At 44.8% G+C, this 20,208-nt stretch carries 16 protein-coding genes; 5 read left to right on the forward strand and 11 right to left on the reverse strand.

What is annotated here, in order from left to right; all coding sequences use genetic code 11:
* Positions 1 to 59: 59 nt before the first annotated feature.
* Positions 60 to 1,322: an NACHT domain-containing protein gene (locus tag QUA44_RS14930; RefSeq protein WP_333252134.1), complete on the reverse strand. Its 1,263-nt coding sequence runs from the start codon at positions 1,320 to 1,322 to the stop codon at positions 60 to 62.
* A gap of 222 nt (positions 1,323 to 1,544) precedes the next feature.
* Here QUA44_RS14930 and QUA44_RS14935 point away from each other — a divergent pair, with 222 nt between their 5' ends.
* The gene (locus tag QUA44_RS14935; protein WP_333252135.1) at positions 1,545 to 2,132 is read left to right on the forward strand and encodes an ATP-binding protein; all 588 of its coding nucleotides are present in this window, start codon (positions 1,545 to 1,547) and stop codon (positions 2,130 to 2,132) included.
* 48 nt (positions 2,133 to 2,180) lie between these two features.
* Positions 2,181 to 2,921, forward strand: a complete 741-nt coding sequence (locus tag QUA44_RS14940) for a response regulator transcription factor (protein WP_333252136.1) — start codon at positions 2,181 to 2,183, stop codon at positions 2,919 to 2,921.
* 20 nt (positions 2,922 to 2,941) lie between these two features.
* On the opposite strand, the gene QUA44_RS14945 is transcribed toward QUA44_RS14940, so the two are convergent.
* Entirely contained in the window at positions 2,942 to 3,346 is a 405-nt protein-coding gene (locus tag QUA44_RS14945) for a gamma-glutamylcyclotransferase (protein WP_333252137.1), read from the reverse strand.
* A 120-nt stretch (positions 3,347 to 3,466) separates the two neighbouring features.
* Here QUA44_RS14945 and QUA44_RS14950 point away from each other — a divergent pair, with 120 nt between their 5' ends.
* Together QUA44_RS14950 and QUA44_RS14955 are read left to right on the forward strand one after the other, a co-directional pair.
* Positions 3,467 to 4,066, forward strand: coding sequence for a glyoxalase-like domain protein (locus QUA44_RS14950; protein WP_333252138.1), 600 nt, complete (start codon positions 3,467 to 3,469; stop codon positions 4,064 to 4,066).
* A 278-nt stretch (positions 4,067 to 4,344) separates the two neighbouring features.
* Complete coding sequence (locus QUA44_RS14955) at positions 4,345 to 4,827, forward strand: hypothetical protein (RefSeq protein ID WP_333252139.1); 483 nt, start codon at positions 4,345 to 4,347, stop codon at positions 4,825 to 4,827.
* A gap of 350 nt (positions 4,828 to 5,177) precedes the next feature.
* On the opposite strand, the gene QUA44_RS14960 is transcribed toward QUA44_RS14955, so the two are convergent.
* The 8 genes from QUA44_RS14960 to QUA44_RS14995 all read right to left on the reverse strand — a co-directional run bounded on the left by QUA44_RS14960 (position 5,178) and on the right by QUA44_RS14995 (position 17,602).
* Positions 5,178 to 6,581 (reverse strand): WD40 repeat domain-containing protein, encoded by a 1,404-nt coding sequence (locus QUA44_RS14960; protein WP_333309759.1) that lies wholly within the window; start codon positions 6,579 to 6,581, stop codon positions 5,178 to 5,180.
* A gap of 87 nt (positions 6,582 to 6,668) precedes the next feature.
* Positions 6,669 to 9,389 carry an nSTAND1 domain-containing NTPase gene (locus tag QUA44_RS14965; protein WP_333252141.1) on the reverse strand — a complete coding sequence of 907 codons (2,721 nt, stop codon included), beginning with the start codon at positions 9,387 to 9,389 and terminating at the stop codon, positions 6,669 to 6,671.
* Between the two features lie 251 nt (positions 9,390 to 9,640).
* Positions 9,641 to 11,773 (reverse strand): caspase family protein, encoded by a 2,133-nt coding sequence (locus tag QUA44_RS14970; RefSeq protein WP_333252142.1) that lies wholly within the window; start codon positions 11,771 to 11,773, stop codon positions 9,641 to 9,643.
* 150 nt (positions 11,774 to 11,923) lie between these two features.
* Positions 11,924 to 12,826 (reverse strand): peptidoglycan-binding protein, encoded by a 903-nt coding sequence (locus QUA44_RS14975; protein ID WP_333252143.1) that lies wholly within the window; start codon positions 12,824 to 12,826, stop codon positions 11,924 to 11,926.
* 41 nt (positions 12,827 to 12,867) lie between these two features.
* Positions 12,868 to 13,767 (reverse strand): glycoside hydrolase family protein, encoded by a 900-nt coding sequence (locus QUA44_RS14980; RefSeq protein WP_333252144.1) that lies wholly within the window; start codon positions 13,765 to 13,767, stop codon positions 12,868 to 12,870.
* 779 nt (positions 13,768 to 14,546) lie between these two features.
* On the reverse strand, positions 14,547 to 15,824 hold the full coding sequence (locus QUA44_RS14985; RefSeq protein ID WP_333252145.1) for a bifunctional sterol desaturase/short chain dehydrogenase: 1,278 nt from the start codon (positions 15,822 to 15,824) through the stop codon (positions 14,547 to 14,549).
* A gap of 19 nt (positions 15,825 to 15,843) precedes the next feature.
* Positions 15,844 to 16,581, reverse strand: coding sequence for a restriction endonuclease subunit R (locus QUA44_RS14990; protein ID WP_333252146.1), 738 nt, complete (start codon positions 16,579 to 16,581; stop codon positions 15,844 to 15,846).
* Positions 16,582 to 16,705: 124 nt separating this feature from the next.
* Positions 16,706 to 17,602 (reverse strand): polysaccharide deacetylase family protein, encoded by an 897-nt coding sequence (locus tag QUA44_RS14995; RefSeq protein WP_333252147.1) that lies wholly within the window; start codon positions 17,600 to 17,602, stop codon positions 16,706 to 16,708.
* 101 nt (positions 17,603 to 17,703) lie between these two features.
* On the opposite strand from QUA44_RS14995, the gene QUA44_RS15000 reads away from it, so the two are divergent.
* Complete coding sequence (locus QUA44_RS15000; RefSeq protein WP_333252148.1) at positions 17,704 to 18,408, forward strand: Uma2 family endonuclease; 705 nt, start codon at positions 17,704 to 17,706, stop codon at positions 18,406 to 18,408.
* 41 nt (positions 18,409 to 18,449) lie between these two features.
* Here the strand turns inward: QUA44_RS15000 and QUA44_RS15005 are convergent, their stop codons facing one another.
* Positions 18,450 to 20,093, reverse strand: coding sequence for a family 10 glycosylhydrolase (locus tag QUA44_RS15005; protein WP_333252149.1), 1,644 nt, complete (start codon positions 20,091 to 20,093; stop codon positions 18,450 to 18,452).
* Between the last annotated feature and the right edge of the window lie 115 nt (positions 20,094 to 20,208).

Genomic DNA, 20,208 nt, shown 5'->3' on the forward strand with positions numbered 1-20,208 from the left:
TTTTTGAGCAACAGCTTGCCTGAGATTCAAAGGTGGCTACTTCTAGCTGTGCTCATTTTTTAGTCTAAACTACAGTCATACAACTTGGCTCGGTTGGATGGAAAATCCGCTTTGGATTGGAATACTAAGCAAGTCAAATTTAACAAGATAGGCGTTACTGCCAGTTCTCTGATTTGCTGATTTTTTTGCAGTGTCAGCTTCTCTACAAATTGAGATGCTAAAGCTTTCCCTGCCTCCAGATTCTGGGAAAAAGCCACAAACCAATTGAGCGCAAAGGCAGCGATTTGCTTATCATTAAAATCGGCTACCTCAACACAGGTAAAAGCTTCGTCGTGAAATCGGTACTTAGCAGCGGCAATTCTACAGGTAATAATAAACTGATTGTTGTAATACTTTCCGGCAAAATGACGAATCTGTCTGACGACTGCATCGCTATCTGATTCTGGCACTTCATCTAAGCCGTCCAATAAAATCAAACCTCTGCCTTGACTGAGTGCGAATTCAGTTTGCGATCGCCCTTCTACTCCGCAACTGGCAAATTCGTCGCTGATATATTCTAATAAATCAAAATTAGCGATTTCAGCAAAGGTTTTGAGAGGGATAAAAATCGGTATTTTGTTTGCTTCAAATTTTGCCCGATCGCACTGAATGGCAATGTGTTTCAAAAAAGTAGTTTTACCGGAGCCCGGTTTGCCGAGTACCATCAGTTTAGAGTGAGATTTCACCGCATCCAATCCTGGTACTCGTTTCTGGCGTACTTTACCCAATCCCAAGCGATTAAAATTATCCGCATCTGGGTTGAAGTCTCTCAATAAATCGCGAATTTCTCCCGGCTGCCAACTGGTAATTTCCTCCAAAATGTTGACTTCAACGTAGAGGTTGCTGACATCAACGGGCTGTGCAATATCCAACAGTTGCATTTTGCTGTAAAGCTGTTGGATTTTGCTGTGGCATTTTTGCCGTATCTCTTCCACTACCGAATCAATAGGCTGTTGGCAAAAATCTCTAACCCCCCCAACCCCCCCTTGGTAAGGGGAGGCTAAAGGAGGACGATCGACAATTTCTTCCCAATCCAACTGCAAAACCGTGCAGAAAGCCCTAAAAGCATGGGCTTTAATTGGTTCTCTTCCTGCTAAAAAACGCCTCCAAGTTGGCAGCGATAGGCCATCAGCATAGGGCCCGGCCTCTGTCCAAGCGCGATCGGGTTCTAATATTTGACTAGCTTCTACTAGCCATCTGGGGTCTTCTATCGTCGATCCCCTTTCTCTTCTAGCTTGCCTAATTTTTACTAATCCCTCGTCAGAGGCTTTGAGGGTCGTCATTATATAATTTACTTTTGTATTTGTCAATGTCAATTTTAGATCAGTTTAGCGATCGCAAACTGAGTTTGTCAATACCCGAGCAACCAAGAGAAAATGATAAGGACAACAACTGCACGGCATAGGAGACAAGTCAGGCATAAATCATGCAAAATTAATCCTTCAGAATGCAACTCTCTTGTGTCTCTAAAAATCACCTATTAAATGATGAGAAAGGATAGCAACATGAGAAATAATATTAATGAAATTCCGTCCCGTGGAATTGGCATAAAACTTATTAGCAAAATTGCCGACAAGCTAAGCTATACACGCACTTCTGACAATCGCAACTGTCTGTTAATTGTGAAAAACTTTCAGCCCGACATAATACCACCCCAGCAGACGAATCTATCTGGTTATTTGCAGGGGATAGTTAATTTTTTAAACAGCTTGAATTTTGGATTTAAAAAAGGACACAATCGCCACTTTTATCGAAGTTACAATCAGCCAACTAAAACAATTCACCTTCAACTAAACACTGACCTCAATAGTGTTGCACAAGTTTTATGGTGGGTCGAGCAGTTAGAGGATCTACCCATTCCCGAAGCAGTTTTGCAGCAGTGCAAACTTGCTACGATAGAAGGATTTACAAATGCTGTTCGCCACGCACACAAAAATCTGCCATTTCAAACTCCGATAGACCTTGAAATCACCGTATTTAACGAACGCCTAGAAGTCAAAATTTGGGATATGGGAGAGCCTTTTGACCTCCAAGCTAAGTTGCTTGAAGAATTGCCTGTTATTTGGAGCGAGCTGGGATTTATGCTTGACTAAATCTGTAATTTTCAACCTTTAACTAATAAGAAAAATATTTCTTTTGTGATGACTACTAATACTGCTCCCAAAATTCTAGTTGTGGATGATGATCCACCCATTCGCAATCTAGTTCATCGTTTTTTAAATCAGAAATATCAAGTAGATTCGGCAGCAGATGGCGAAATGGCTTTAACATTGTTTGAGAAATTCCAGCCACTGCTAGTAGTTCTCGATTGGAATTTACCGGATACTACAGGCTATCACCTCTGCCAGGAAATGCAGCGCCGTACTAATGTTTTTGTGATAATGCTCAGCAGCCGCACAGACGAAGCTGATAAAATTAAAGTCCTGTCCGCTGGTGCTGATGACTATATCTGCAAACCATTTGGTCTGGCGGAGTTAGCAATTCGTATAGAAGTGGTGTTGAGACGGATGAGGTGTGTTACTCCATCACGTATTGTATTCGATCGATTCGCGATCGATTCAGCGCGTCGAGAAGCAACACTCAACGACAAAATTATCAAGTTAACAACCTTGGAATTTAATATTTTGTATTTTTTGGCAAGTCATCCCGGTAAATCTTGGAGTCGCCAACAGCTAATCGAAAAAATCTGGGGTTGGAACTGCAACAGCACAGAAGAAGAGAAAGTTGTTAGCGTACATATCGGTCAGATTCGCAAAAAAATGATTCAAGTTGATGCTACAGGATCGCAGTTGATTAAAACGGTTCGGGGTTTCGGTTACAGGTTCGAGCCGCCCGTTAGCGAAGCCCTCGAAGAGGATCGCACTAAAATGGCTATTTACTAAGCTCATCGGCATTAACCACTTTATTTGGTAAAAAACCGATTTTCCCAACAGCCGTGGGGCAGCCAGATGCCTCCTAGGGAACGGACGCGATCGGGTACCATGCAGTATACCCAAGCCGTGCCTAGAGGTTTGAGGTGTTGATCGAAGATTTCGATTTCCTGCCGCTGATATTCGTTTTGTGTCGGTTCCCGCAGCGGATGATAGTCTTCCAATCGGTCTAAATCGTCCAAAATAGCCGAGTTTGCGAAACAGAGGAGAAAACCGCAGACTGTGCCATCTCCGGCCACCATGGCAGGATAGCCGATCGGCAGGGCAAAAAGTTGACCGCGGGCGATCGCGGGGCAAGCATCCACAACTTTTCCCTCGCAGTAGCGGAGGTAGTTGCACTCCCCCGGTTTGAGAGTGCCGTAGACAAAGACTTTCATCGGGTAGGGCCTAACCGCTAGTTTTTGCTAACATAGATGGCTAAGCTAATAGTTTAAGTCTCGCGGGCGATCGCGACGGCAATCTTGATAAATTTCGTTGTTTACCCTCTCTTATAATTCATGACTCTAACAGTTAGTTTTATTGCTTTTGGACTTCAGCCCTTGTACGTGAGCTCTTTTTTGCCAGACCTGCCCCTCGACAGCTTGTTTTCGACTCAAGGGATTATGGTGATGCTGCTGGCGGCCTATGCGGGGGCGATGTGGATGTTTCTCACCAGTGCTCCCAAAGTACACACGGTGATGGTATCGGATCTCGGACAAGCCAGAGAGTTTTATGAAGGTATGCTAAACCTCCCCGTCGCAGAAGTGCCGCTGCACTACTACTACAATTACGAGCAAACCTTGGGGACAACGGGTATCGACCCCCTGTATTTGTCGCCGAATGTCGGCAGGGGAACGAGCTCTCAAACGATGGGGAGTCCCGACGGTTTGTGGTATCAGTTGATGAAAAATACTCAACTGCACATTATTAGCGGGGCCAGTGTAGGGGAAAAAAATCGCGAACGTCATGTTTGTTTCGATCGCGATTGTTTGGATCAGCTATTGATGAGGGTACAAACTCGCGGCATTAGTTATAAGATTCGCCGGGAAAAGCCGCTGAATTTTTTGGTCAAGGATTATGACGGGCGCGTGATTGAAATGGCTGAGGTTAGTAATTAAGTAGGTCGTTCTAATTAAAAGTAAAACGATCTCGCGCGCTACCCCCGGCTTCTTTTGTTGGGTAATATCATTCCGGCACACCCGGAATGATATTAGTCGCGAACACGGCTCATCTCCAGAGAGATAGTCGCTCAATCAAAAAATGATAAGAATAGTTGAGATTTGTGAGAGCTCACTATATTTTGATTAAACTACCTTGATTGGTTTCGGGAGCTTTTTTTATATTCCCAGAATAATCAGTAACAGTCTTGTTAACTAAAGCCTGGAGATAAGTAGAAATGACAGAATTTGAAGCCATTGTGGAAAGTTTGTGGGAGCTGGATGATGATGTATTGGAAGCTCAGCTAGGCGCTCGTGCTCAAGCTATAGGAGATGATGTTGCTGGAGGTGTCGCAACAAGAGGGGTAGACCTAACTTCCTGGGAATCTATTGATGTGAACGTTGCGGCTAGAGCATCCATCGATCCAAGATTTTTAGATGCTGGTAGGCAGCTTTTCGATCGGGTCAACCCCTTAGTTTATCAACTTATGTGCAAACCCATCGGAGACGATGCAGAGACTCAGAAGATTTTAGATGAAACCATAAATCAGAACTATACCAAAGCGGCTGGGATGTTGGCTCCTGTTTTAGTCAGTGGAGTTGGGTTAGCTCCTGCTGTTGCTACTCTCCTGGCTACTCTAATTATCAAAAAGATTTCCAAGTACCTGGCTACTGGCATTTGCGAGACTTGGGACAAAAGTTTAGTAAAACCCGCAAGCTGAGCTTTATACAAAGATTAGTAATAAAAACTTTGTGAGGAGGCGATAGTGCTAGTATCGCTAAAGGCTGTTTTCAGCTCATGGATAACCTTACTGTTTTAGCGAGCGATGCCGATGACGACTGCTAGATTGCGATCGAAGTTCGTTATGTTACTATCCCACTGCATTTAGTAAATCATATCGTTTCCGGTAGCATCGGAATTATTAGCCAAAATTAGGACACGGCACTGCCGTGTCCCTACAATATTATTTTCGGTAGGGACACGGCAATGCCGTGTCCTCTATATCATGTATGAGTGCAACCGGAATTGATATCATTGAGCTAATTACCCATTGGCTGAAAATATGAATGCTTACCGATCGGCTGTTCGCGGACATAGTTTCTTATCATCTTTACTTACATTAGAGTTGGTTCTGATGTAATCTCCTGACCAGCTACAAGCTAACTCAAGTAAGTTATTCAAATTGAAATCCCAAAAGACAATGGTATTGTTATCACCAGTCGCAGCCAGTAAATTCCCGTCAGGACTGAAGCGCACCACGTACTGAAATGAATTGCCAATTTTGTCAGCGTGTCCTTTTAATGTTGCAATTTCGCTACCTGTGTCAATATTCCAAAGCTTGACAGTACGATGGCTACTTGCTGAGGCTAGTATTCTAATTTTTGGATCGGGATGAAAACTTAAACTGATAACGTAATTACTATGTCCTCTTAGAGTTTTTAGAGGAGAACCGTCCCTTGACCAAATTTTAATCGTGCCATCACGGCTTGCCGAAGCAAGAATATCTCCGGTCGGGCTAAAGCTAACTTCTTCAACCCAGTCACCATGCCCTATGAGGGTTTTAAGCAATGCGATCTTATTCTTCTCAATTTTTCCGATAACTACTGTACCGTGAGATGAAAGAGATGGATCCCAAGTTCCGATTGCTATCAACTGACTATCGGGACTGAAGTCAAGGTTGGAAACAGCATGACTTTGGGTGTCAAATATTTGAAAAACTTGTTTCCCATCACCGGCCAAAAGTTGGACTTTTCCGTCAAATCTTCCTAGAGCAATAAACTGATTATTCGGAATAAATTTAACACTTTTAAAAAAAAAAGCATTAATTTGATCTTGATTGGTATCTAAAGTTGTTAGTAAAGTTCCATCAACATTCCACAACTTAACTTCTCCAAGTCCATTAGCATATACTAAGATTTTTCCATTAGGACTAAAATTCACCTCGCTGAAATTATTACTTTCTCCTAGGTAGAGGGGAGGCTCAGGCTTAAGTAAATTAACAACTTCAACCGCGCCTAACGGTGTACTGTAAGCAATTAGTTGAGTATTAGTGGCAATGTTAGGGCTGAAGCTTGCTGCCACACCACTTGCATTAAGAAGCCTCTTAAAAGTTTTTTGATTATCACCCCAGAGCTTCACTGCGCCATCGTTTCCTGCTGAGGCAAGTGTTTTGCCATCAGAACTAAAACTCACATCCCACACATAAAAACTATCAGCTTTAAGTGTTTGCAAAAGCGTACCATCAATCTTCCAAATCCTGACAGTATGATCGGTACTCGCCGAGGCAATTTTTCCGTCCGAGCTAAAACTGACATTTCTCACACTATTGAAATGGCTAGTAGAACTATTAGGTGCTGTGAAAGTTTTCAGTAATGTTCCATCACGACTCCAAATTTTAATATTTTGATCTTCTCCTGCTGAAGCAATAACTTTTCCATCTCGACTAAAGCTGACATCCAAGACAATATATAGCAATCCGATCTGAGTCTCACAACACAACGCCCTCTTGTCTTCCTAGACTTCTTGTATAGCAAGACTTTCAGGTTTTACAGATATAGAAAATCACTTAGGATTGCTATAGCCATGTCGGAAGCTTTTGAGCAGCTTTCCTTCTGGGGTCCACAGTTTCACCATGCCATCATTGCCTGCTGAAGCAAGTAATAATCCATCAGGACTGAATTCGACACTTTGCACATAAGGAAGATGCGCTTTTTCAATTGTTTTAATTAAATTCCCCTCTGAAGTCCACAGTTTTATGGTGCCATCAGCACCTCCTGATGCGATAATTTTGCCATTAGGACTGAAGCTAACACTGGGAACAGACCCATTGTGTTTTCCTGTCGATAAGCTCAAATTTGTAATGTCAGCATTAATTCTCCTTTTCTCAGCCGTATTTGCAATCTTTGGAGCAAAAATATTCAATACCAACAGATATATAAGTATACCCGATGTAAGAGAGACATCATTTCTGCGTTTTGTGTATTTTTTATCGAAACTATCTGTAACAAATTTGGCTTCGTTGGAATTCAGCCAGAAATCATTGGATTGCGATTTCCAGAAATTATCTCCACACATCCATTTTAAAAAATTCAACCAAGTATCTTTGTAAGCTGAACCACACAACAATTTCATGGCTAGCGGTAAACGGGGATCATTATTCCACAGTAATCCCTGAAAACTAGCATTTTTACTGCTACTTGCCCACTGGTTAGCTGTTGGAGTCAGTTCTCGTTGAACTAACACATTCGTCAGCTCTTGTTTCTTCCATTCCAGTAGTTTCTGCCATCCTCGCACTAAAGCATCATGGGCTGGTTCTTGATAAGGCTGCCCTTCGCTATCATTGCCAAAAGTCAGGAGTCGTGCATCTTCAAAATGTTTGATGACAGTTTTAATTCGCCCGTTTTCTGGTTCTGGATATTCCAGTTCTGACAGCGGAACTCGCCTCTGCGCTAGTTCACCTCCCACAGCTACCATACGCAGCATTACATTCCGAATGGTTTGAGCGTATGTTGAATCTTGCTCGATCAGTGCCTCATATTCTCGATCGGCTCGTTGAGTGAGCGATCGCGTCACCCCTCCCAAATCCTCATAATCTGTCTGAGTAATAGCGCGATCAATAGTTTCTCTTCGGTTCTTAGCATCATCCTGCCGCTTCAAATATTTCAGATAAAGTTCGCTCAAGGCAAAGGACAATAGAGGCAATGCTCCAGGCATATTTGCCACTTCGTCAATTAACTGCTCTACTAACTCATGGGGGTCAAAATACATCACCCTTGCTGAGGCAGGTTCTTCAATCGCCTGTCGTAGTTCTTCCCGCGTCATCGCAGGGACGATAAATCGAGCAGCTAGCCAATTCTTCTCTAGAACCGTGTTGCGAAACTGCAGCTCAAAACCAGAACGCAGTGTCAGTATGAGATGTAGTTGATTGGGATGAGTGGCGATCGCCCCGGCCAACGCTTCTAAAAACTGTTGCCGTTCTTGGTCATTAAGGCAGAGTGTAATTAATTCCTCAAATTGATCGACAACCAGCAGTAGGTTTGCTTGAGGATGCTCCTTGAACCAATTTGCAAGGCTTCGTGCTGGGGTGAGTAAACCAGAAGATGCTGCTTCATTGGGAGTCGCGCTCGTAGGCAGATTGACAGATGCCAGTAGATTATTTAAAGCTTGGAAGGGATACTCCCCTGGTCGGAAAGGGGGCAGGATAAACCAAGGGTTGCCATCCTTACATTGTCGCAGTTTAGAGATAAGTCCGGCTTTTACCAAACTGGATTTACCGGAGCCAGATGCACCCAACACGACGGTTAGCGAATGAGACGTGACAAACTCGTAGAGCTTTTGCGTTAAGGCATTTCGGCCAAAGAACAGGTCGCTGTGTTTTTCCTCGAACGGTAACAAGCCACGATAGGGATTTTTGGAAGTATCCAACGGGGGAGCGGGAGGTAGATTCAGGGCGTGTCTTGGTGTCAGGAAAATGTACTCGCCTTTGTCGTGTTTCTGGAGGGGATAGATACCAGGTGTTTGGCGGATGGCACGAGCCTCTGTGGCAACTTCAACGCGATCGCGCAAATACACATAGAGATCAGTTGCTGTCATCACCCCATCCCCGGCTGGCTTACCTGGTTCGGCTGGTGGAAAGGCATCGGCTTTACCCTCAAGTGCTTCTATCAAAGCACAGGCAAACGGTGAGTGGCTTCCAAGGTGTCCGCGATCGTCTTTCAGATCAAAGGCATCCCATGCAGATTGATCGTAGGCAGCGGAGGTGACTACTTGCCATGCGGGGTCTTGAATGAAGCGCTCGTAGCCTTCTTTGTGGAGTGTACCCAGTTCAACAGCAATCGCTTTGCGTAGACTCGACCAGCGAAAAGCACCCGCAAAACAACAGTCGAGAATCCCCAAAAAATGACGGCAGGGAAGCTGAAGCAAGGCTTTGTTCACCTCTGACATGGACAGGTAAGTGCTAACATTGCCCAAGCGAGCATCTTGGGGAACCAGATAGCCTTCGGGGCCATCCTCGCCGTTGAGGGCAATCCCATGTCCAGCGAAGTAGAAGAGGAAGCGATCGCCCGCCTGAATTTGTTGTGGCAATTCTATCTCTAATACCTGCCGAAGTTGGCTGAGGTTAGCTTCTTGATTCGGAAGCAGATGAACCGTGTAATCATGCTCGGTTTCGAGAATGCGGGCGATTTCTGTCGCGTCAGGGACAGCAGTTTTTAGTCTAGAAATGCCGTTGTCGTAGTCGTTAATCCCAATGATTAGGGCGTGGCTGTGTTCAAAGTTGGGCATACAAAGCAACCTCCTATGATGATTTAAGAGCTATTCCAGAACTCAACATAGAACTCATGGAAAAAAGCAGTAATCTGTAGTCGGTAAGCGGAGTCGAACCGTTCTAATCTGGTGAATAGCCTTATAGCGTCAATCGATTTTAGATTTTAGATTTTAGATTTTAGATTGAAGCATTGACCCCACGGATGAATCCGGGGGCTTGTATCCTGGATGCTTTCGGTCAGTGGGCGTGTAGGGACTTCACAAAACACCTATCGCGTTAGTGTGATTTGAATCTCCTTAGTTGTCCACTCATCACTCGGATCGAAAATCGCTGTTGCACGATAACTGGGAATTTCTGGTTGAGTATCAACATCAGCACCAACCGCAGCCATAAGTTGTCCCAGCGGATTATCTCCACGAAGAAGTCTTGCTGATTTTGTGTCAATTTCTTGCTCAAGTGAGGGCAATTCCAGCCAACGAAAATCATTCGGTCTGACAGTGGCAAAAACTTTGAACGTTTCTGCTCCTTTGGAAAATTTCCAAGTAGCAGGTAGCTTGATTTGTAGCGGAATTAACATTTCTTGATTAGGATTGAATGGATAAAAAATAGCTTCGGGTATTTGGAGTTGAATGCGGGAAACCGCCCAATTTGGTTCAAGATCCAGCACAGCAACATTCAAAACTTGAGAGGAAGTATTTTTAATTCGTAAGAATGCGTACTCACCAGATTGAACAACTAAATTAGTCCTATCGGGAAATGGCTGTGGTTTTTTAGGAATCCCTGGTAGCCAGTTTTGTTGTGTGAGCAATTCCACCTCTAGTTTGCTCGTCAAATCAGAAAATTGATTGCTCAACTGTTGAATCGCCTGATATTTTACTAGGTGTTCTAATCGCTTCACTACTTTTTGTGGAGTATCAGAGTCATCAATCTTTAGCGCAGGTGTGAGGTTTTCAATCGGTGTACCAGTGCAAATTTCATACTCTCCTTTTAGATTAACCGCAACTTGATAATCTCCTTTCAGTTGTGTATCCGCCAACTTCAACCAGCCATTTCCTGCCAATGCTGCCTCGACTGCCTTCAATGCAGTATCTTCCTGATTCTTAATAGCTTGAGGCAGTTCATTGTCTCTCTCACCAACCTCTTTTTTGAAAAGACGTACTCCCCGTACCAACTCGACAGGGGCTGACAGCATCACTGCTTGAGAACCTTGGTCAATCTTGTCCTGACGCAGAACCTCAATCACATCGGCCCAAGCATCCGAAGCACCGACTCCTGCAATCTCAACGATCGCCACTTGCTTGTTTTTCTGGGTAAAATCTGTTGTGCCAAACGCATATATCGCGAAACGATAACCTGAACTGAGACCGTTTTCCATCCCCGCATCCAGCCGGACTTGCTTGGGGACTTTTTTCGTCGCTACTGAGTCTGCCTCAGTTACCTCTTCCTCAATCACCTCAAGCACATTCACAGAATATTGTAAGGAGCCATGCTCCACTCCAAAGACAAAGCGATCGCTCTCCCCCACCAACATTGGCATCTGAGGGAACTTGCTTTGAATTTTCGCACTGACGCGATCGTGTAATGTTTTGTATGTCAATCCTGAAGGGCTACTGGTTAACGTATCGATCATCCAGTACGTCAGCGCCCCATGCCGCTCCTTACCGCTCACCGCATACTCGTAGGCATACTCGCTAGGACGACAAGCAGCTAGCAACACGTAATCTCTAGATTGAGGAAGCCAGCGCCCTGGAGTATTACTTGCAGCCGTTCCATCAGTCAGAGCCTGCCAGTTTTCGATCAGCTCTTGTCGCGAAGCCACCAAGCTTTCCGAGTCTCGCCGTGCTGTATCGGTTTCTCCAATACCTCGAATTGCAACATCGTCGCCTCGAGTTGCTTCTCCAGAGTGGCAGCTATCCAAGACAAACGTCACAACCAAACCTTTGTCCGTCATCCGCTTCAACAGCGTCGCCAATTCCACATCCCGCAGGTAGCGCCCGGATTCATTGCCAATATCCATTGGCACAATTCCCTCATCGAGTTGGTCATTCCCTTTCACTTCTGGATAGATGGTTGTCGTCCGTCCTCCATGTCCAGAATAGTGAATGTAAACCTGCTCTCCTGCTTGCGCTAGTTCTGTAATGGCTTTAAACTGCGCCACAATGTTTGCATAAGTAGGTTCCGGGTCTTTGGTTGCGATCGTTTGAGTAACTTCAGGATTCGGAGAAGTCAGCCTGAAAATCCGTTCGGATGGAATTTTTAGCGTCTTCAGAAGGTAGTCCGCTACAAGATTGATGTCACGCACAGCTCCTTTAAGATTCTTGTACAACAGATTCGAGTTATAGGCATCAATGCCAATTAATAAGGCATAAATATTCGGTGTTTTCTCAGGTAAGTTGGCCATTATTATTCCTTACTCCGGTGTTTTTTTATAATTTCAATAGTTGCCGAGCGACAGAGTTTTGGAGCCGCAAGTTCAAGCTTTTCACAAAACTCTGCCTATTCAGCAACGTATCCTTCAGTTCAAGGTTGGGTTAATTCGATAGCGAACAGTTCAAGCCATTTGTTCGCGGGTTTTGACAGCGACAATTCCGTCTGGCTTCAAACCCTTCTTCTGCTGAAATTCCTTAACGGCTTTATCTGTTGCTGGCCCAAATTCCCCATCAACCCCAACTACAATCCCAGCCTTTTTCAAGCCTTCCTGAAGCTTGAGTACATCCGAACCTTCCATTCGGGGCACCGCCAAGCGCAACGTTCTGGGTTTGTCATTCCACGGTGCTTTAGGAAACCCTGGAGCAGGAGAGCGATTAAGTGCATTCTCGGTTTGAGGACCAAAACCGCCATCTTCGCTAATCTTTTGATTAGGATGATTCTGATTCCAAAGCTGCTGAAATGCGAGTATTGATTTGCTGCGAAGATCGATCGTGCCGCCGCCTTGGTAGTCAAAGTGAGGTGGATCGCCGGGTAATGGATTCCAGCCATACCGCATTAAATAAACTTCCCAGCCTGTTGCATCTTCAATGTCGAGCGCTAACCCAGTTTGGTGGTTGCTGGCTCCCGGTGGAGCTACAGGATTAGGATTGTTTTTGCGATCGTTGTATAGCAGCATTTGCTGAGCGATCGTGCGGTAGGCAGAGTTCACCTGCATAGTTTGACCTCGATCTTGAATCGCTCTCTGGAGTGCCTGTTTAGCAGGGGCTTGTACATAGGGAAAGGCTGCATCCAGCAAGTCTACATTGAGGTCATCAAAACTGACAAAGGCATTTGGCACAATCAGTTGGAGTTGATATATCAACTGCTGGGATAAGCCATTGACCACCGCCGTCGAAGACATGGGTGCATCTTTGAGCAATCCGGGAAAACTGCCTTTAATTTCCAACATATCCCGTTGGACAAATTCTTCACAGGCTTCGACAATTACAGGTTGATTAAAGAGAAGATCGCTTGAGTCAGTCATGGTTTTCTCCAATCTGTTTTAATTTGGTTACACAATCGATGTTATAGTCGCAATTCTTTTCGTGTTTGGGCACCTACAACACCATCCGCCGTTAGCCCTTTCTGCTGCTGAAACTGCCTCACTGCCTTGTCAGTATCATTACCAAATACTCCATCAGGTTCGAGATTGATTCCTGCTGCTTTCAAAGCTTTTTGCACTTGACGAACATCCTCACCTTGCATCATAGATTCGGTGAGTTTCAAAGTGCGAGGTGCTTCTGAGATTGTTTCACCTGTTACTTCTTGACCTGTTCCTTCATAGGTTAAGAATGACTGCCAGGGTTTTCCCAAAAACAGTGCTCGTTCAGCCAATCGTCGGCGTGTCAGCCCTAGCCAGGGTTCACCATTTACCTTATTCCACACAGGAAACTGATTAGCTGCTCCTTGATAATTTCTCTGGTTCAAAAGCTTCAGAAGAGTTGAATCTCCAAAACCTCCTGGCCCCACGTTGAAGCAGAAACAAACCAGTGCAGAAAACTGATTGTCATTGAGCTGAACTTCAACGGCATCCTCAACAAAGGATTCAAATTTTTCTAAATCTAGGCGCAGCAATTCTTCTGCTTGCGTTTGGCTAATCGTCAGTCCCGGAAAAACATCGCCGCCAGTGTGTCCGTAACCAATTGTCCAAACTCCACCGCCGTCATCATAAGCAGTCAGCTCGCATCCTTCAAACGTAGTGAGAAGCTTAAAGCCTTCTCCATTGATATGCTTTGAACCTCTGCGTTCTGCCACTTCAGGCGGTTGTTCGTCTGGAGGATTAATGTTGTATGTTTTAGCTACGCTGAACTTTAAAGCATCGATTAATGCTTTTACTTGCCCGTTTGTCTCCGTGACTTTAACGGCTAGGTCGTCTTTTATTTCGTACACGCGACCATCGCCGAAGATTTCAAGTGATCTTGGCATTTTAGTTTTTTCTTTTGAAAAGGTAGATGAACTCGAAAGACGCATCCTCAAGATCCCGATCGCCAAACTTTTGCCTGCCTCTCACAACCTGTGAAAAGAGTTTATCAATTGATACTTGTTATCAAAAGTCTTTGTTTGCTCGGTGATTTCACTGATTACGCCTGTCCCAAAGTAAGTTCCGGGATTTTCTGGAACCTTTACAAAAGTTTATTTTTGCCGATCGAGAGCGGTGTGCTGCTTGTTCTATTTAACGATCGCGCTCAACCAATTCCACCACTATCAAATTAGACCTCTTGCAAAAATAACTAGGACGGGCAAGATGCCCATCCCACAAGAGTTATTTTTTCTTGTGGGATGGGCATCTTGCCCGTCCAATAAATTTATGAAAAGGACTTTTGCAAGAGGTCTATTACACTTATGAGTCCTGGACGTATCAACTAAGCAACGAGCATAGTTGACAACTATATTCAGCACCCGCAACTGGCACTTACAGTGCTATTGCGGATAGAAGTGACTCAGGAGAGACCGTAGTTAGTAAAAATACTTAATAATTTATATCAGTAAGCATAACCATGTTGACAATGGGGCCCGAAACAGCTCTCGATTCCACTTCCCCCCAACAGTTTTTGCCCAATGAGTCAGAAGAGTGGATTTGCGGCTGTGGGAGTGGGGGCGTGAGCTTACTCGTGACGATATGACAAAGGCTTTAGTTTTGTGGAATTTAGCAGCAGGGCGGACAGTCACAGCCGCCGCCCCTGCGGAAACCCGGTTTTAGTTGGTCAATTAATCTTTGCTTCCGCGCTAGATTTTTCAGATGCCGCAGCTTCCTCGATCTCTGAAATCGCTTTCCGGCTGAAAATTTGGAAGTAGAGAGAAACAAAAAACTCTTTGACTGGAAAAACGATAAAAGTCAAAGGATTAATTGTCACGATGATATTGCGAACATCAGCTTTAGCTTGCTTGACAACTTGCTGCGCTACCCAGTCGGGAGACATGATGCCGATCGGGTTTAAGTTGCTTTTAAACGGCCCTAAAATCAGTTTGCGAACGATGCAGGGCGCGTCCAGCCGCCGCAGGGTGACTAAATCTCCCAGGGCGCGCTTGCTGAGTTCGTACAGGGGACTGACAGCGGGAATTACTTCTGCTTCTGAAGTGTTGATCCAGACTTCTTTGCAAGCGATGTTTTCGTTAGTGCGGACTGTTAAGAAAAAAAGTTCCATCAGCCGCCACGCGGAAAAAGTGTTAATTTCGTATGAGTTGGCGATCGCCTCTCCGGTTCTTTCTCCCTGTACGTTAATCCCGTGATTGATCACGAGAATATCGATTTTTTCTAACAATTGAGCTAAATCTGCCTCTGCGCCAGCGTGCCAAGTTACGGTTTTTACAGGCAAAATATCGCCGCCTATATTCAAAGTAATTTCCTCATTTCCAGAGGATAGGGCGATAACTTTTGCACCAGCTTTGTGCAGGTGTTTGAGAAGCAAACGCCCTAAAGTTCCCGATGCGCCGGTGACGGCTACAGTTTTGCCTTTAAGAGAAAGTGCTGTTCCCATAAGTTTATCTATTAAGGTGAAAGTACCGCAATAGTAAGCATTTTGATTGTCGAAGTGATGCCGCCAATGATAAGGTTTATTAACGAACCAGTTGCCGGGTAGAGTCTGGAATTCTCCCGGTTGGTGGGTGATGTCGGTTAATTCGTCTGCACCTTTGATGCCACACGCGCGGGCGATCGCACTCAACAAAAAGCCTAAAGTATAAATACAACCTGCTGCTGCGCCCCAGTGATATGCCGGCAGCCAAAAATAAGCTAAAACCCACAGCAACAAGCCCAAAACCATCATCGCCGCAGCTTCGGGCACATCGTGACGCCAGTGTGCTTGCTTGTAAATTGTCTCGCTGACAGCAGTCAAATTCGGGCGGAAAACGCGGTGATGCCAATTGTGCAGCTTTTGCAAAGGCGGCACATAATGAGACGCGACGTGATAAAAGTCTCGGATGATTTCTGCCCAAAACACAGAAGCTATTGCTACAGCGCCGACTATCCAGTAATTTACCATACTCGCAGAAGTTATAAATTTAAGATATTATATCATGTCTGGCCATAAAAAAGGTTCTGTCGCGGTCGTTATCGGCGGACATGATATTAGATATTGTCTGTTTTAAAACCAAGCTTAAAATTGCTTTTATTGCTAGTCGGGCAGTTGACTTAGGCGTTTTAAAAATCTGCAAAACGCGGTACAATTCATTGCCGGGATTGCGGATTACAAATTCTGGAGATAAGGCATACTGGGCTATTTCGCTTCTGACTAACTTGACAAAAGAGAAGTTAGCACCTGTGGAAATCATGCCAAAAGTAGGAGTTTCGGGATCGGGATCTGCCAGCATATATGTCAGGAGTTGTGCGAGTGCTTCGTCCGTTGAAAACGAAAGTTGTTTGGATTCAATTACTGTCACCCACAAGTTTGCTTTCATGATTAGGATATCTATTCTGCCTTCGATGATTCTGCCTTCGTCTTCCTCTTGAATGGATATCGATTTTTCGGCTTTGACTTGAAAAGGAGACTCAAACAGACCGGCAATAAACAAAATAGGGCTGACTATCGTGAGTTTGACTGCATTTTCCAACACGGGCGGGGTGTCTACCAAGTTGAAATATATGTCTTGAACGCGATCGAGTAATTGTTTTTCTGAGTCTGTTACTTCCGGCAAGTTTTCTTGCCATTCTGGGAAAAAATCAGCTTTGCGAACTCGCTGCAAGCCGAAGTTATCGATTAGATAGCGGAGGTTAATATCTCTTGCTTGAAGTTTTTGCATTATAATTTATCGAGTTTGAATTATTGGTAATAATTTTAGCATAAGTGTCATTGCAACCGCAGATCAAGGCAGATAAACGCAGGTGAACGCAGATGGGTAGAGTTGATTTTGTTGAGGTTTTTGTTTATTTGGGCTTGAGATCGCCATTTGGCTGTTTTTGGGCTGCTTGCATTTGCAGCAATTGCGGTATGGTGACAAAACGGTATCCCTGCTGTTTGAGTTTGGGAATAATTGCCGACACGGCCTCGACTGTTTGCTGGCGATCGCCCCCGCCGTCGTGCAACAATACGATCGCCCCCGATGTCGCTTGAGACAGCACAGTGCGGGTTATAGCAGCAGCCGGAGGTTGCAAAAAGTCTTTAGTGTCGATCGACCACATGACTACTACATGGTTTTTCTTTTTGGCGTAATCTGCAAAACCGTTATTTAAACGACCCCCTGGAGGGCGAAATAATAAACTTTTGGCACCAGTCGATCGATAAATGTGAATGCCTGTATAATCGATTTCATTTGAGGCTGTTTTCTCAGTGACATTATGATAAAAGTGATGCCATGTATGATTGCCGATCGCATTTCCGGCTTGCACAACTTTTTTAGCAATTTCTGGATATTCTCGCAGATTTCTACCCAAAAAAAAGAATGTAGCCACAGCGTTGTGTTTCTGCAAAACTTCTAATATTTTCAAAGTTTCAGGCGAAGGGCCGTCGTCAAATGTCAGGGCGATAACTTTGGAGTTGCTGATACTTGCTTTATAAACAATCTGGCTGCGAAATTGCGCCGGCGGTGCGAATATTAAAGGTTGTTCCGGGGGTTTGGGAGAGGGAGTTGCGGAGGGAGAAGGAGGTGTTATGAGTTTTGGAGGTTTCAGCAGATTTGGCGGGGAATTGTCAAAAGGTGGGATTTGGGCGAATGAATTTGAGCTAGCAGTTTGTGGGTTTTTAGGGAACAGGGAAAAAAGGGCGATCGCTCCAATCAGTATAATACTTTTAATCGCTAATTTTTTAGTAAATTTGGGATTCATTAACTGTACTATTTGCTGTTAACGATATAACGATAGCTTACAATTTTGTCTAAAATTAGATAAAATTCAAGATAGCAACGCATCATCACAGGAGAAAAGCCATGATTGCTCCGGCAAATCTCAGCCGCATCACGATTCCCCCTCTGGAAAATGGCGATTTGCTCAGCCGCGCAGAATTCGAGCGGCGCTATACAGCCATGCCCGCACTCAAAAAAGCAGAATTGATTGAAGGAATTGTTTATATGGCTTCACCCTTACGCTTTGAACCCCACGCCGAACCCCATGCTCGCCTAATTACTTGTCTTGGCTTCTATGTTGCTTTTACCGCGCATACTCGGAGCGGTGATAATCCCACCGTGCGTCTCGACGTGGATAACGAACCTCAACCCGATGCTGTACTGCTAATTGATGCTCAACAGGGCGGGCAAACTTGCCTTAGCGATGATGGCTATATTGAAGGTGCACCCGAATTTGTTGCCGAAATTTCTGCAAGTACCGCTACGATCGATCTGCGGGACAAAAAACGAGTTTACCGCCGCAATGGAGTCAAAGAATATCTCGTTTGGCAAGTCATGAATCGCCGGATAGATTGGTTTTCCTTGCAGGAAGAAGAATATATTTCTCTACTCCCCGATGCTGAAGGAATTATCCGCAGCCGAGTTTTTTCGGGGCTGTGGCTGGCTGTTTCAGCACTTATAGATGGGGATATGCCAAGTGCGATCGCCACTCTTCAAGCCGGATTAAACAGTGAGGCACATCAAGAGTTTGTCCAACAGTTAACTGCTTTCCCAAATCCCGTTTTGTAGAGACGCTACAAATAATCGCATCTCTACAACAACTAATCCCCCTACAATCGGCAAGTTTGCCGTGCCCTTTCATCCTCCGGTTCTTGCCACCCAAAAGCAAAATGACTCACCGCATTAATTTGCGGAGTCGCCGAGCGAATTGCTCGCATTTGAATCTCCAATGACGGCCGATTTTTCAGAGGTTTTCCCCAATCTCCAGCAATGGCAGGAATAATTTTTGCTCCTGCAGGCGCTAAACTTACTGTCCGCTGCACCTGTGGGACAATGCAGCTTACATCCCCGCAATTTCCGTAAGACATGGCGTGGAATTCCACAGCAGCCGGAAATGTGTCCCAAGGCTGCAATCTCGAATCATATCCCCCTTGATTTATCGCTTGATTTGCAGTGGGAAAAAACACTGCTCCTACAGGAATTCCTATCCTTTGAGCTGGTTGAATTGCTATTCCTAAAAAATCTAAAATCCCTTGGACTGCGTGAGCAACGCTTAGTTTCCACAGGTCTTTTTGCAGAATGCCAGTATCGGGAACCCGCAGTGTCGGTTTTGGTGTGGGAGTTGCAGGGTTTGGCTTGTTAGTGGCGGGAGTTGTTGAGGCTGTTCTTGATGCGGCATTCTCCCTTCTAGAAGGTGGAGTTGCTACTGACATCGCCTGCGGAATTCGGCCCTGCCAAAGAGGTTCTCGCTCAGTTGGATACTGTTTGACTACTGCTTGAACATCGTTAGTATTGATAAATCCTTTAGTCAAATATCGCTGAATTAAATCTCGCCCTTGCTGATTGCTAGCCCGCTGCAAAAGAACTTGCTGCGATGCTGGGCCGTAAATCCACAAGTCTTGAACTTTGGTAGCAACTGAAGCGGGTCCGACGCCCCGTAGATAGCGAATGTAGTCGAATAACATTCCTTGTGGCTTGCGCTTGACTATTTGATTTACTAACAAAGTATAGTCTTGCCGTGCTTGTGGGTTGTACGGATCGATAAAGGCTTGATTGCCGGGAACTTCTCCGAAGTCCTCGTTAATTGCTGCGCCTTCATTTACTGTTAAAGTTGTCTGATTTTTACCGTTGATAGCGAGGGTTTGTTGTCTGTCGGAACGCTGAGCATAGGTATAGCCAAAGTTCATGGTAAATAACCAGGCGTATACTTTTAAACCTCGTTGTTTGCCTTTGGCGATCGCCTTTTCCAACAAATCATATTTCTCGTAGCCACGATTTCTGACAACAGAAGGCCAAGCAGTCGGATTGTCTGCTGCTGGGAGTAGCACTTGACCATCGTAAAACACTTCGACGTAGACTTGATTGTAGCCTTTATTCACAACTTTGTCTAATACCCGATCGAGTTCTCCGGGCCTGACATCGCAGGGATACAAACGCAGCCAAACAGCTTGGGTTTCGGGCCAAGTTTTTTGGCGGCATTCTGCTATTTCCCGCGCGTGTTTGTTCAAAACAGCAAAATATGCTTGCTGAGATTCCCGTTTTCCTGACAACGCGGCGCGGCGCAAGTCTTCTTTTTGATTGACCTGTTCTTGGGATAATTGGCAATAGGCTGATGTTTCGGCAAAAGCTGGTTGAGTTTCGATAAACGGCCAAACAAGCTGGCTGATGAAGCTACTGGTTAAAACAGCAGTTACCGCACTTAAAAAGCGTCGCTGGTGTTGAAAATTCGCGATGCGAGTTGGTGCAATTTTCATGGGAGAATTGAATGGGGTTTTCTGGTTTAAATTGGGTGGCAATCGCATTTTTGCGATCGCGCTCAACAAGCAGCTACAAATTTTCTACTTTTTTCGGTTGACTTAGTTATGGCAC

This window comes from Microcoleus sp. N9_A2 (assembly GCF_036701775.1).
Taxonomy (GTDB): Bacteria; Cyanobacteriota; Cyanobacteriia; order Cyanobacteriales; family Microcoleaceae; genus Microcoleus.